The organism is Symplocastrum torsivum, assembly GCF_059505465.1.
The window spans coordinates 313,399-326,239 of record NZ_JCACKQ010000045.1; the positions used below are offsets into that span (position 1 = coordinate 313,399).

Here is a 12,841-nt window from a genome sequence, read left to right on the forward strand (position 1 = left end):
CCAGTTACCGAGTAGAGAAGGGAGATAATCAAGGTGGAGTGAGTGTGGGAGGCGAAATAGCGCGAACAATTTTTAGGGCTTGCTCTAGTAACTTTACAGCTTCCTCAGTCTGCTCGGCTTGAGCGTATTCACGAGCGATCGCACTGAGAGCCTTAACCCTCCTATAGTTACCAAATTCATCCGAACTCATCATATCAACAGCTTCAATCGCACGGTCGAACTGCCTTAACTCAGCGTACTCACGAGCAATTCCCAGCAGCAATTTATTGCGATAGAAACGAGTCTCATTCGTCGCTCCATCGATTGTTTGACCAATTGCTTGAGTTGTCTGCTTTGTCCAATCCATTGTCTGAGTTGCTTGCACCGCCCAGTTTAGTTCTCCTGCGTTAATAGCCTGTTCGATGATGCTGTAAATAACGTTGGTTTTATTTTGAACTTCCAGACCCTTAATCATTAGAGCCGTTTTAAGTGCTTGGGCATACTGCCCTTTTGATGCATATTGTTCGGCAATGCGAAGAAGCGCCTCGTCTCGATGACCTCTACCAAGGGTATTAGCAAGCTGGAGTGCCTGTTCAAACTGCCCATTTTGTGCATAGAAGGCGACAATAGGTGGCATCAAACTTTGGTAGGCAAAGTTGGAGTCTACTGGAACTTGAGAAAAGTCGGAGGCGGCAAGATTCAGTTTGCCAGTTTGAACGAGTTGAGCCACTTCGAGTGCCCGATCGATTTGTCCAATTCTTAAGTACCCAGCAATAATTTCTTCAAGCGCACGACTCGCCTCAAAAGGAGCATCCGAGCGTAAATTTTCTGCACCTGCTCGTAAATCCGATAGTGCTTTATCCAAAAGCTTGGCTGCTTCTGCATCCTTCTCCACATTTGCATACAGATTGGCAACTGCGGTAAATGTACGCGATCGCGAAATAGGATTGGCAATCTTTTGTGCAGCTACAACTGTTTGTTCAAGAGCCTTAAAAGCCAGTGGAGGAACATCTGCTTGTTCAGCTAGTTCTACTTCCTTGCAAATGTTGAGAATTTGCCTTAGCTGCTCTCGATCTAGAGTTTCTACAATTGTTCTTATTGACAAAAGGGTGTTGGTTTCTTTTTGTGCAAAGCAGCGAAAAAGCTCTGTTTGTGCTTGAGTTTGTGGAGATTGGGTGCTTGAGGAGCTACTCTCGAAGGTTCGCTCAACCTTTGAAGCTAAACTCTGAAGCTCGGCTGCTCGGTCAGGCTGACCTGTCTCGTTATAGTAGTTGACTAGGGAAAGCCATATTTGAACAGCTTTGTCAGATTGCCCTATTCTGTTATAGTAGTCAGCTAATTTTAGCTGTATTTCAGCCGCTCGATCGGGTTGTCGTGAGTCAGTAGTGTATGCATAGAGCAGCCCTTGCAGCATACCTTCAAGATACTTGTCTCCAAAACTCGTTGCGATTCTCAGGGCTATGTCATGGCGACCATCTATAGCGTGTCTTCCCGCCGCTACAAGTACCCAATTCTGTGGATCGTTACGAGCGGATGCAGACGGTTCTGGTCCGCAGTATTGAGTCGTCTCAAGAATCTCTTGAGCTTGAGCAAAAAGTGCAGAACTTTTGGTTTCTTGCCCCGCGAAGGCGTAGTTACCCGCAACATTGGTTAAAATTTCGAGCCTGTGGCAGGGGTTTGCAAGGGTTTGATTGAAAGACAACGCTTCTTCTAGAAGCTGAATGGCTCGGTCAGGCTGCTTAATGGTAGTGTAGCCTCCTGCAAGGGAAGCTAATAATTCTGCTTCAGTTAGAACCTGCTCCGGCTCAGCAGCTAGAACCTGCTCCTGCTTAGTATCTTGTCCAATCACTGCGCTGGCTGGATGAGCGATAGCCAGCAGTAACGCAGCCAACAAAAGTTTGAGATTCACCCCTGTAAACTCCTGCCAGAACTGTAAATATAAGTTGTTATTAACTTGCGAGAAACTTCACTGGATTACTTTGTGAATGCTCTTAATCTGAGCCAATCAGGTTGTCCATAAGCATCATCTTACTCGAACGCGATCGCTTTCCCCATAATCACTGAGTTGATGGAACGCTCTCGCCCAGAACGCCCAGCTTACTCACGACGAAACACAAACAGATTGCCTGTTGCACCTCGTCCTACCCTGATTTCTTGGTCTAAGTAGGAGGTTGTCCACTCTGCCTCATTGCGGAGGAATTCCAACACGGGGATTGTCAGCTCAGGAAAACTCCAGCTTTCCATGCCAAAGAGCTTTGTTGCTTGCATAGAAAAACTGTCAAACGTCACCTTAGCCATCTGCTCAGAAGCACCCCACGTCCAAACGCCATCAGCTCGTAACTGCCATTCTCCTAGTAGGGGTAAGTCAAGCAAAGCACTGTTAGAGGCAGAAATCTTCCCCGTACCGCCTGCCACCAACCTTTGCCACACTCGTTTGATTGTTATTGTTCCCCCAAAATCTGGAATTGATGCGACCTGACGGGTAACGACTGTTCCTTTTGAGGCGTACACTAATTGCCAGTTACCGAGTAGAAAAGGGAGATGGTCGGGGTGGAGTGGGTTTGGGATGGGATTGATGCTTTCTAGCTGTTGCACAATTTCATCGATTGGCTCTCCATCTGATGGAAATAGCGCTTGCTGTAGCCCTAATGCTTCTACTCGTTGCAAGAGTTCAGTTTTTAGGGCAAATCTTGTTGCGTCATTTTCTACCATGTACTGAAATATCCATTGTTTTCTTCTTATTATTATCTCGGTTAGTGACGATGCAAATAGGCTTGTCGTTGTGCGTGAATCTCCCGCAGACGGTTGAACGCTTCTTCTATGTACCTTTTAGCTTCTCGCTCAATGGCTGACCAGACTAGTTTCAGTGCTTTCAAGTCTTGGCAGGCGCGAATTAAGGTGCAGCAAGCGGCTACCCACTGCTCTAACTGGCGGTAGCTGATGAAGTAGCCACCAATGTCTTGAATATGCACCCAAAGTACGTGCTTCCATTTTTCCCAACGCCAAACTCGGCTAGGGTCAGTTTTTAGATAGTTGGCGAGTTGTCTTTTGGTGATGACAAAGGTTTCGGGGTTGATGCGACGGCGCAGGACGTTCATGGTTGTTGTGGAGTTGGTGCAGTCTGTGCTGAATCTGGGAAGAACCCCTCCCCAGCCCTTCCCGAAGCGGGACTATTGTGTATGTACAAGTGACTTGTTTTGCTCAAAGCTCTCCCAGACCTAACCCCCAGCCCCTTCCCTGCAAGGGAAGGGGAGCCATCTTCAAAGCCCCTCTCCGCTTCGGAGAGCCGGAGATGAGAGTGAGGATTTGGGGAGAGGTCTGCCGACTTGTGTGTACGCGGTAGCCCGTTTCGGGGGGATTGAGGGGGTCATTCCGGGGACTTTTGTACGCAGGTTTCTAGCTCATCTGGCATTACGTCAAAAACAATTTCAAAGGGGACGGTTGGCATCATTTGCTTGAGGATTCGCAGATGTCCCTCGGCATCAACTCGGCGGCGAAAGCGTCCGACGATGAGGGTACGCATATTCGGGAAGGGGCGGATGATGCACCAGGGATGCAGGCGTTGTAAGTAGGTCATGATGCTGTCCTAATCAGGTTTGCGGGTTGCTTTTTTATGGCGTGTTGAATGATGACTTCGATAGTTTGGTAGCGGGTATCGTTGTCTTGGGGGTGAAATACCCAAGTGCTGATTGGAGCAGGTTGATAGGTCAGCTTGTAGAAGTAGTCAGGGGTGATGATGACTTTCCAGACTGGCTGTTTGGGTTGTTTGCGAAGTCGATAGCCGCGTTTGTGGAGTGCTGCTTTTATGGCAGCAATGTCTGTGGCGACTCGGAGTGCTTCCGTCGCTTTGGATTTTTTCATTGGTATTCTATTAGTGGAAACTACAGCGATTGCCCAGCAAGCGGTTTACGCTCTAGGCAATTGCTTTTTTTGTTCGGGTCAAACAACAATCAGACAGGTGACGACTCAGAAAGTGGTTTTCTGAGCAGCCTGCCTTTTTAGTGTGTCTGTAGTAAACAGGTTATATACACGTACCGTGTAAACGTATCTATAATATGGCAAAAAATAAAGATGAGCAACCAAAAAATAAGGATGAGCTACTCACGCTGGCACAGCTAAGACAGCGTGCTAATCTCACACAGCGCAAGCTAGCTGATATTCTTGACGTGACGATTAAGACAGTTAGTGCTTGGGAGAGAGGAGAACACGAGCCATATTTGACTTTGACTCAGACTAAAAAGCTGGTGGATGGGTTGCAATGCTCTCTTAATGAACTGATTGCCGCAACGGGAAAGCAATCTTCAACAGGAGAAGATGAGCCACGCCTAAGCTTTACTCAAACTAAGCGTCTGATGGAAATTCTTCAATGCAGTCTTGATGAACTGGTTGCTGCTATGGAGAAGAACCCTCCTCAAGAGGGGAATTAATGTGGCGATCGCTCTCAAGGCTTGAGAATAATCACGTAAACCCTAGAGTGAATCAAGTACAGTCTTTTGGGATAAAACATGATGTACTAGGGAGGTAGCTGCTGCTGCCGCCAAGGGCTGCTCCTTTTTATGCTTTTTCCCGTCTCCCCAGTCACAGATAGACTTGACTAAGATCCAAGGTGTGCCTACACGCCCAGATGCTGCACAAAGTCCCGCTCCTTCCATCTCACCTCCAATTGCTTGTGGAAACTCCTGAAAGAGTTTTGCTTTAAAGTCTGGATCATCGACTAATTTTTCCCCTGATAAAATAGGTCCAACTCTAATACTGCAATATGTTCCGTTTGGGCGAGTGAATTCCCAGTTATGCACATTTTCAAATCGATTCAGTAAAGTTGTATTGCTGGGCGGAATAGGGTCGCGATAGATAATTTTTTCTCCAATACGTTGCTTCTCGTAAGGGATAATCTGTGATGCAACAAGTACATCTGCGAGCTTCTGCTTTGTTGGGTTTCTACCAAAGGCAATACCGACCATGATAATTGCTTTAGGATTCCACAAACGCTGAGCTTGTTCTGTTGCTAGAGTGGCAGCCCCCTCTCCACCAGCCCCCATACGGCATTTAGTCACAACTGTTTTATATTCCCCAAATTTTCCCAGGTAGTATGTCTCTGGTCCAACAAATGCTAGTAAGATGTTTTTTCTTCTAGGAAAAGGTTTTAGTAGGCGCATTACCGCTTTTATTTCAACATCGGTTGCAGTAACAATGGCAATATCAACTTCATTTTTTAGTCGTTCGGTTTCTTCTTTTCCAATTTCCTTGGTTACTGGAAGGCTCGGTGCATACCAATCTTGCTCTTCAATTTGGTACTCCAATTCCTCATCAGGCTCCAACAAGTCAGTTTCAGCCCTCAAACTGAATAACAGCTCATGAGTGTAGTCTTTTGCCATTTTTTCACCAAAAGGAGTAGAGCGTTTATTAATTGGAGTCAAACCAATTAACATTCTTGTTTCGATCTCTAATCTTCTCCTCGAATTCTCGCGCTGTTCAGCGTAGTACCTGCAAGGCTGAGGTGTTTGCACAATATTAATCTCTTTAATATGGCTTGAGTTCCTAATTACTAATCCTCCTACGTTGAATGCTCTATTTTGTATCCAAGGTTCAACAATTTGCTCCCGAATCTGTTGGATAGTGGCATCGTTGAGAAAAGCGTATTCATTGTTTTTAGCACCATTGAGCTGTATTCTACAGTGCCAGAATTTCCCAGGATACTCGACCCATTTCATACCTGTTTTAGTAGCTAATGCGGCGTACTTTACGCTCTAAGGCTAACATATGCTACCGCAGACCTTCACGCCACACCGAAATTAGTATATTGACGTAACTCGGCTGGATGAAAAGCCAAAATGAGTTGAATTTGCAATCGGCTGAGAATTAGTAGAATTAGTAGAATTAGTAGCCTTTGCAGTGAGTTCTTGGGAACGAGCGCCAAGCGCATCAAAGAACCAAGAAGGCGATGTCAAAGTCGTTGATGATTAACTGACAGTCATGGTCAAACATTGATCGCCAAACCGTATTTCCTACCGCACCACCTGCCAACCACCAGTTAGGGAGATTGAGAAGAGCGATCAAGCTGAGCGAATGGCACTATCCAGGTTTTATCTGTCCAATGCTGCCGTCGATTGTCTGTTCGCTGAAGCAAAAGCCTCCTCACTGGCACAATAAACCTAATTCATAATGGCTATAAGCAGCCGAATCACTATGCCAATTGAGGTTAACACTCGTGTCAGTCAGTTCCCAAGAGATTGAAGTCAAGTTCACGATCGCGATTCCTGAAATCGATGAGGCTCAAAGGTTAGAAGCGGAGCGCAAAGCACGGGAAGCCTTTATCATGGAATTGCTCAGACAGGGAAACATCAGTGCTGGACGAGCAGCAGAACTATTAAGCATCGATCGCTGGCAGTTGTCCGATCTCATGGGACTTTATCGAATCTCACCCTTCGCACCCCAAACTTCGGAAGAACTAGAACGCGAAGTTGCTGAAACTGCCCGTCTGTTGGAGCAATCTTCGCAGTGATAATCGTCTCAGACACAACACCCTTGAGCGAACTGGCAAAAGTGGGACAGGTGGCTCTTTTACAGGGTGTCTTTGGGCAAGTTATTATTCCCAAAGAAGTTCATGATGAGTTGACCAAAGGCAACCATCCAGCCATAGTCGCCCTACAGGCAGTTGATTGGATTGAGGTGCGATCAGTCAGCGATTCCCAGAAAGTATCAACGCTTAGAAAACAGACTCAACTTGGCTTGGGTGAGTGTGGAGCTATTATCCTTGCTGAAGAGTTGGGTGCTGTTCGGCTACTGCTAGACGACCAGGAAGCACGCACAGAAGCACTATCTCGCAACTTACCTGTTATTGGTACGGTGGGTGTTCTGCTACTTGCCAAACGGCGAGGACTGATTCCTAGCGTCAGACAAATACTTGATGATCTGATTGCTCAGGGAACATACATTAGTCAAAAACTATATCAAGATGTTCTAACTCAAGCGCAAGAGTAACATGAGTAGTTTAGCCGAAGTCACAAGGCTGCATGGTTCGATATAGCAACCTTAGTCTCTTACTTTGCGATCGCCAATCGTATTTCGCACCGCACCACCTGCCAACCACCAGTTGGGGAAATTGAGAAGAGCGATCGCAGGCAATACAGATCCAACAGGCGAATCAACCAAAATCGTCTGGAGGCGAGTGGCACTATCCATGTTTTGCTCCAGTTTTTCCAGTCATTGAGCCAGTTGTATTTTCAGTCGCGCAGCAAGCGATCGCCAACAGTTCAAATCCCGGACTTCTTTAAGAAGTCCGGGATCTCGCCTTCACTAGGCGGCAATCGCCGAGGGATTAAGCCGTGTGGAGGCGTTTGCGAGGGCGATTCCCTGCTTTTGTGGGCTTTTGGGTGCGGGTTGGTGCCGATGGTGTCTGGGGCTTTGCCCGGTTACTGCGACGTTGATTCGAGCGCTGAGGCTTCGGTTGCTCTGCCTGAGGTTGGGCAATTGATGTTGGCTCGTATCCTGGAATCACTTCTTTAGCAAGGGTTTGATTGAGCAACCGTTCGATGTCCTTCAGAAGTGGATATTCATCGCTACAGACCAGGGAAACAGCTCGTCCTTCGTTGCCAGCGCGACCTGTGCGACCAATGCGATGCACGTAATCTTCTGGTACGTTAGGAAGTTCAAAGTTGACGACGTGAGGAAGCTGATCGATATCTAGACCCCGTGATGCTACATCGGTTGCGACTAATACACGCACTTTCCCTTGCTTAAAGTCTTGCAGGGCACGGGTGCGGGCTGCCTGACTTTTGTTGCCATGAATTGCAGCAGTTTTCAGTCCATCTTTAGCAAGCTGCTCGGCGAGACGATTGGCACCATGTTTTGTGCGGGTGAAGACCAGCACCTGTTTCCAATTGTGGAACCCGATCATATAAGAAAGCAGTTCTCGCTTGCGATCGCGATCGACAGGATGAACCACCTGTTCTACCTGTTCTGCGGCAGTATTGCGGCGAGCCACTTCGATCTGGGTTGGAGACTTTAGCAAAGTGTTGGCAAGTTGCTGGATTTCTTTAGAGAAGGTGGCAGAAAACATCAGCGTTTGCCGAGATGGAGGTAGTTTCGCCAAAATTTTGCGGATGTCGTGGATGAAGCCCATGTCTAACATGCGATCGCATTCATCCAGCACCAGTATCTCTATCTGGGAGAGATCGACAGTCTTTTGCCCAAGGTGGTCGAGCAAGCGTCCGGGTGTGGCGACTAGAATATCAATCCCCCGACGCAGCATTTGAATTTGCGGTCCAATTCCGACACCGCCATAGACCACTGCCGAACGCAGGGACAGGTATTTGCCATAGGTTTTGACGCTATCGTTGACCTGATCTGCTAGTTCGCGAGTGGGGGTGAGGATGAGGGCGCGAGGCGTGCGATGCACCTTGTTGGGGTTGGTGGTGCCCAAAAGTTGCAGTAGAGGCAGAGTAAAGCCAGCCGTCTTTCCCGTTCCCGTTTGGGCACTGGCAAAAACGTCTTGTCCTTGCAGGACGGCGGGAATTGCCTGCTGCTGAATGGGGGTTGGCTCAGTGTAGCCATGGTCAGCAACAGCACGAAGTAGGTCGGTCGAAAGACCGAGGTTACGAAATGTCATGGATGTAATTACTCCTAGTGGTGCCCCTATCCCAAATCAAGTGCCTGGGGCCAGTCTAAGAGCAGGAAATTTGTAATTCAGTTGGATAGCTTGAATGAGCTTTTTCCAATGCGCCAGCAACAGACCGGAATGTACTGGCTTTCGATTCATCTTAACAGAAATTATGGCTCTTCATCTAGAGAAGGTTGGCGATCGCCTAGCATTTGCCCATACATTCGCCCTTTCGCCCTCACCTTAGTCCTTGTAGGATACTGCTGGCGAATGGTGAGTTTGACCCTTCACCCAAACGAATTTACAGGGTTTACTAGGCAAGCTAAATAAGGTGATCGCCAGCCGAAAGCATTAATTTTTCGTTGAAGTGAGGGGTGTTACTCCTGATTCGCAAGCAATATCCTTGTAGGAAAGAGGTTAAAACTGTACCACGCACAAGTGAGAAAGAACCGCTATGTTCGATTAAAGGGTGATGTCAACAGAGATTTGAGAGCATTCCCTGCTTCTTTCACCTTCTGAGCAATTGGCTGCTCAGTATTTAGGAATACACGCGCACAGTTACGCCCTGGCATTCCAGAAATTGAACCACCTGGATGAGTACCTGCACCTGTTAGGTATAAGTTATCAATCGGTGTTTTGTAATTCGCAATTTCCGGTAAAGGACGGAAGAAGACCATCTGATCGAGCGTCATGTCAATGTGGTAGTAGTTACCTTTATAGGCTCCCAACCGCTCTCCCAATTCGGCTGGACTTTCCACACGACGGGCAGTAATCGCATTTTTAACATTCGGTGCGTAATCTGCCAATTTATCAATCACGCGGTCAGCGACTTTGTTCTTCAACTCATCGGTCCAACCTGTCCCCTTCAATCCTGTTCCTTCTGCCCCAGCAATTTGATAAGGCGCAAAGAACTCAATCCAGAGTGTATGCTTCCCGTCTGGAGCCATTGATGGGTCTAGAACTGTTGGCACATCTAGATACATTGAAGGGTTAGAGTCAGGAATCTGCCCCATTGTTGCTAAAGAGTGTGATTCTTCAACATGAGCCACAGAATCAGCAATCAGTACAGAACCAATCAGGTACTCATCTTTGTGGTCGAAGCCTTCAAAGCGCGGTATCTCTGATAATGCACAGTCAATCTTGAGGATTGTTTCATTGTTGTTGACGATACGTCGCTCTACGCGATCGCGTAGATTGGGGTCTGCTGAATCCAGATCAGCTGGATCAACCATTTGGAGGAATAAGCGTCTGGCATCAATATTGGAAATTACGCCTTTGTTAGCGCGATACTCCTTCCCTCCAGCTACCCTCACCCCGACAGCACGACCATCATCTACTAAAACTTGCTCGACGTGTTGGTCTGTTAAGACAACACCACCTTTGCTCTTAACCAGCTTTAATAAGGCTTGAACAAGTGCGCCAGTGCCGCCACGAGGTCGCGCCATACCAGGGTTGTGACGTAGCGCCATCATCATTGCTCCAATCGCAATGGTTTTTTGGGAAGGCGGTGCGCCTAATTCAGCGGCGAGTCTTGCTAGTGGGGCTTTGACAAACTCGGAATCAAACCACTCGTTCAGGATATCTTCTGGACTGGTTAGCATCGTGCGTATCAAGTCCAGTGCCTTATCAACGCCACCCATGAGTGACAAAAGGTCTTGAATGTTTTTCAAGCCATAGTTGCCTGCGATATCGAAAATTGACTTGGGTGGGGCATTAAAGACAGGAGTAATACCTTTAATGACACGCTCCCAGTAATCACTAAATTCGGCGTATTTTTTGGCATCACGTTCGTTAAATCTTGCAATCTCAGCGCAAGTCTTTTCCACCGACTTGTGAGCAAAGAAATAAGTCCCATCTGGATGAGGGCAAAAAGTAACAGGGTCACAGAACAGGTACTCTAACCCGTACTTTTCCAGTTCGAGTTCCTCAACAACAGGTCCTAAGTGAATAAATTCGTGGTCAATCGCACAGAGGTTGAACTTATAACCCGGTGCTTCCTCTGGCATGACTTCTTCGGTCGTTGCTGCCCCGCCAGGGACAGAACGCTTTTCGAGTAACAGGACACTATAACCTGCCTTCAGCAGGTAGGAAGCACAGACCAGACCATTATGACCCGCGCCAATAATAATGACATCGTAAGCTTGCATGTATCTAATAAAGTTCTACTATCTACAACCTAGTAACTTCCTGCATTGTAAAGAAATGAAAACGGACATCTGGTCTATCAGGGGAAGGAGATTGTATTTAGGGAGACTAGGCGAGGGGTAGAAACACTGAGTCTTCACTAATGCTAGGGCTATGATGCGATCGCCATTTTTGGAGCCATGCCAAAAACAGCCAGCTTTGGCAAGCCTTTAAGTTAAATTTATAAAATTATCTCGATAAACATATTGATGTCAAAATCCTAAAATACACTCTGTATCCGCCATCCACCTATTTCATTACCTAAAAGCTAATATAAAATTGCTGTCAAATAAGCCCAATCAGTCTGGCTGAAACTAATTGCCACAGCTATACTGGCAAAGTCTAGACGTTCTGTGTAACTAGCAAGCCTATAGTAGTATGAATCCTGTTGTTGAAGTTGTTCGACCCTCTGGCATCTTAGACGGAACAAAAGCTGGTCAATTTCGTCAAGAGATTAGTAATCTTGTGGAATCTAATGTCGATATCGTATTGATTGATTTCCAAGATGTTACGTTCATGGATAGCTCAGGTTTAGGGGCGCTTGTCCTGGCACTGAAGACAGTTCGTGCTGCCGGAGGCAAGCTTTTTGTTTGCTCAGTCAATGAACAAATAAAAATGTTATTTGAATTGACGAGCATGGATCGTGTTTTTGAAATTTTTCCAACGCGAGAAGACTTCGATAACACTGTTATTGCCAAAAGTTAAGGCAAGATTCCTCTTGCCTAAGGAAGATAATTAATCGAAGTTGATTTCTAGCAAGGACAAATCATCATCAAAATAGTCTTTGGGATTCACAGATTTGAGGGAATGCAACACTTGTTCTAGATTAGAGCTACTTTTATTTCGACAGTCTACTAGTAGCTGAATAAATGGATCGAGTCCCCAGATGGTGCCATCCGCTTGATTAATCTCGTAAATCCCATCACTAAAAATATACAGGGTGCTAGATTTTGCGACTTCGCAGCATTGATCAACATAACTGGCATCCGGAAACATGCCAACGGGTAAACTCATCGTTCTCAAGCGTTGCACTTCCAGGGACGACGTTGTTGTTGGACTTCCACTCAGCAATACAGCGGGTGGATGTCCAGCACTAGAATAGACGAGTTCACGCTTAACCCGGTTATATACCCCGTACCAGATGGTGAAGTACTTATCATTGCGCTGAGTCATCTGGAACGTTTCATTTAATCCCCTCAGCACATCGCTGGGTTGATAGTAATTAATCTTCGGAAGCGCTCGCGACCTCAGCAAATTCAACACCGAAAGTGTTGGCAGCGCGGCCCTCAAACCATGTCCAGCCGCATCCAAGAGATAAATTGCTAAATGCTCTGGATCAAGCCAATAATAATCAAAACCATCACCTCCTAGCTGCCGTGACGGAATGAAGCGCGCATCAATCGTCACTGGCGGTTCGGTCATTTCGTCGGGCAGAATTGAACGCACATATTCAGCCGCTTCAGCGAGTTCCGCCTCCAACAACTGTTTCTGGGCTTGCAACTCGTGGCTAGCTTCATGCAACCGCAAGTTTGCACGCACTCGTGCCTTCAACTCAGGCATTTCAATAGGCTTGCACAGAAAGTCGTCTGCGCCAGCATCCAACCCCTTCACCCGATCTTCAACTGAACCCAGAGAGGTCAGTAAAATAAATATCGTCGTTGAAAGTTCAGGCGTTGCTTTAACTTGGCGACAGACCTCCAGTCCGTTCATGCGTGGCATAATCCAATCGCAAATCACTAGCCCTGGACGTAACTGTCGTGCCTGTTCTAGACCTTCTTCACCGTCGCTGGCAACGGCAACCTCATAACCCTGGTTATGAAGTGTTCGTTTTAACAACATCTGAATAGCTGGGTCGTCATCAATAATCAGAATTTGGTTCATGGTCGATGAGGTACTACAAGTCACTCTTGGAGATTGCAGATGCACTCTGGTTACAACGAGGGCGGTAACTGGATTCAGTTGCGTGTAGTTTAATGAATAGGAAGTGGTACAAGTCTCTAGGTTAAGGTATCAATCCTAGAACAGGGGTGAAATTCAGGCTAGACTGAGATGCTCTACAGTGTATGGGTGCATTTATGA

At 46.8% G+C, this 12,841-nt stretch carries 16 protein-coding genes; 5 read left to right on the plus strand and 11 right to left on the minus strand.

The genetic code is table 11. The features are described from left to right. Window positions 1–28: 28 nt before the first annotated feature. The 5 genes from AC5JL3_RS15165 to AC5JL3_RS15185 form a co-directional block, all read right to left on the minus strand. Entirely contained in the window at window positions 29–1,888 is a 1,860-nt protein-coding gene (locus AC5JL3_RS15165; protein ID WP_496075259.1) for a tetratricopeptide repeat protein, read from the minus strand. A 188-nt stretch (window positions 1,889–2,076) separates the two neighbouring features. Continuing rightward, window positions 2,077–2,691 carry a PAP/fibrillin family protein gene (locus AC5JL3_RS15170; protein ID WP_496075260.1) on the minus strand — a complete coding sequence of 205 codons (615 nt, stop codon included), beginning with the start codon at window positions 2,689–2,691 and terminating at the stop codon, window positions 2,077–2,079. A gap of 41 nt (window positions 2,692–2,732) precedes the next feature. Continuing rightward, window positions 2,733–3,077 (minus strand): hypothetical protein, encoded by a 345-nt coding sequence (locus tag AC5JL3_RS15175; protein ID WP_496075261.1) that lies wholly within the window; start codon window positions 3,075–3,077, stop codon window positions 2,733–2,735. A 269-nt stretch (window positions 3,078–3,346) separates the two neighbouring features. After that, complete coding sequence (locus AC5JL3_RS15180; RefSeq protein ID WP_496075262.1) at window positions 3,347–3,556, minus strand: hypothetical protein; 210 nt, start codon at window positions 3,554–3,556, stop codon at window positions 3,347–3,349. Next, window positions 3,553–3,840 (minus strand): hypothetical protein, encoded by a 288-nt coding sequence (locus AC5JL3_RS15185; protein ID WP_496075263.1) that lies wholly within the window; start codon window positions 3,838–3,840, stop codon window positions 3,553–3,555. Before AC5JL3_RS15185 ends, AC5JL3_RS15180 begins: the two co-directional genes overlap by 4 nt. Before the next feature lie 194 nt (window positions 3,841–4,034). Here AC5JL3_RS15185 and AC5JL3_RS15190 point away from each other — a divergent pair, with 194 nt between their 5' ends. After that, complete coding sequence (locus AC5JL3_RS15190; protein ID WP_496075264.1) at window positions 4,035–4,406, plus strand: helix-turn-helix transcriptional regulator; 372 nt, start codon at window positions 4,035–4,037, stop codon at window positions 4,404–4,406. Window positions 4,407–4,448: 42 nt separating this feature from the next. Here AC5JL3_RS15190 and AC5JL3_RS15195 read toward each other — a convergent pair whose 3' ends face one another. Continuing rightward, window positions 4,449–5,690: a 5'-methylthioadenosine/S-adenosylhomocysteine nucleosidase family protein gene (locus tag AC5JL3_RS15195; RefSeq protein WP_496075265.1), complete on the minus strand. Its 1,242-nt coding sequence runs from the start codon at window positions 5,688–5,690 to the stop codon at window positions 4,449–4,451. Between the two features lie 211 nt (window positions 5,691–5,901). Next, the gene (locus AC5JL3_RS15200) at window positions 5,902–6,036 is read right to left on the minus strand and encodes a nucleotidyltransferase family protein (protein WP_496075266.1); all 135 of its coding nucleotides are present in this window, start codon (window positions 6,034–6,036) and stop codon (window positions 5,902–5,904) included. Window positions 6,037–6,187: 151 nt separating this feature from the next. On the opposite strand from AC5JL3_RS15200, the gene AC5JL3_RS15205 reads away from it, so the two are divergent. Both AC5JL3_RS15205 and AC5JL3_RS15210 read left to right on the plus strand, forming a co-directional pair. After that, the gene (locus AC5JL3_RS15205; RefSeq protein ID WP_496075267.1) at window positions 6,188–6,481 is read left to right on the plus strand and encodes a UPF0175 family protein; all 294 of its coding nucleotides are present in this window, start codon (window positions 6,188–6,190) and stop codon (window positions 6,479–6,481) included. Continuing rightward, window positions 6,478–6,960 carry a PIN domain-containing protein gene (locus AC5JL3_RS15210; protein ID WP_496075268.1) on the plus strand — a complete coding sequence of 161 codons (483 nt, stop codon included), beginning with the start codon at window positions 6,478–6,480 and terminating at the stop codon, window positions 6,958–6,960. Before AC5JL3_RS15205 ends, AC5JL3_RS15210 begins: the two co-directional genes overlap by 4 nt. Window positions 6,961–7,011: 51 nt before the next feature. On the opposite strand, the gene AC5JL3_RS15215 is transcribed toward AC5JL3_RS15210, so the two are convergent. Continuing rightward, the gene (locus AC5JL3_RS15215) at window positions 7,012–7,161 is read right to left on the minus strand and encodes a hypothetical protein (protein ID WP_496075269.1); all 150 of its coding nucleotides are present in this window, start codon (window positions 7,159–7,161) and stop codon (window positions 7,012–7,014) included. 136 nt (window positions 7,162–7,297) lie between these two features. Next, window positions 7,298–8,587: a DEAD/DEAH box helicase gene (locus tag AC5JL3_RS15220; RefSeq protein WP_496075270.1), complete on the minus strand. Its 1,290-nt coding sequence runs from the start codon at window positions 8,585–8,587 to the stop codon at window positions 7,298–7,300. A 94-nt stretch (window positions 8,588–8,681) separates the two neighbouring features. Here AC5JL3_RS15220 and AC5JL3_RS15225 point away from each other — a divergent pair, with 94 nt between their 5' ends. After that, window positions 8,682–8,825, plus strand: coding sequence for a hypothetical protein (locus AC5JL3_RS15225; protein ID WP_496075271.1), 144 nt, complete (start codon window positions 8,682–8,684; stop codon window positions 8,823–8,825). Between the two features lie 205 nt (window positions 8,826–9,030). Here AC5JL3_RS15225 and crtO read toward each other — a convergent pair whose 3' ends face one another. Beyond that, window positions 9,031–10,725 carry a beta-carotene ketolase CrtO gene (gene crtO / locus AC5JL3_RS15230; RefSeq protein ID WP_496075272.1) on the minus strand — a complete coding sequence of 565 codons (1,695 nt, stop codon included), beginning with the start codon at window positions 10,723–10,725 and terminating at the stop codon, window positions 9,031–9,033. Between the two features lie 415 nt (window positions 10,726–11,140). Here crtO and AC5JL3_RS15235 point away from each other — a divergent pair, with 415 nt between their 5' ends. Continuing rightward, window positions 11,141–11,467: an STAS domain-containing protein gene (locus tag AC5JL3_RS15235; RefSeq protein ID WP_192217295.1), complete on the plus strand. Its 327-nt coding sequence runs from the start codon at window positions 11,141–11,143 to the stop codon at window positions 11,465–11,467. Between the two features lie 30 nt (window positions 11,468–11,497). On the opposite strand, the gene AC5JL3_RS15240 is transcribed toward AC5JL3_RS15235, so the two are convergent. Next, window positions 11,498–12,643, minus strand: a complete 1,146-nt coding sequence (locus tag AC5JL3_RS15240) for a PP2C family protein-serine/threonine phosphatase (RefSeq protein ID WP_496075273.1) — start codon at window positions 12,641–12,643, stop codon at window positions 11,498–11,500. Window positions 12,644–12,841 lie beyond the last annotated feature (198 nt).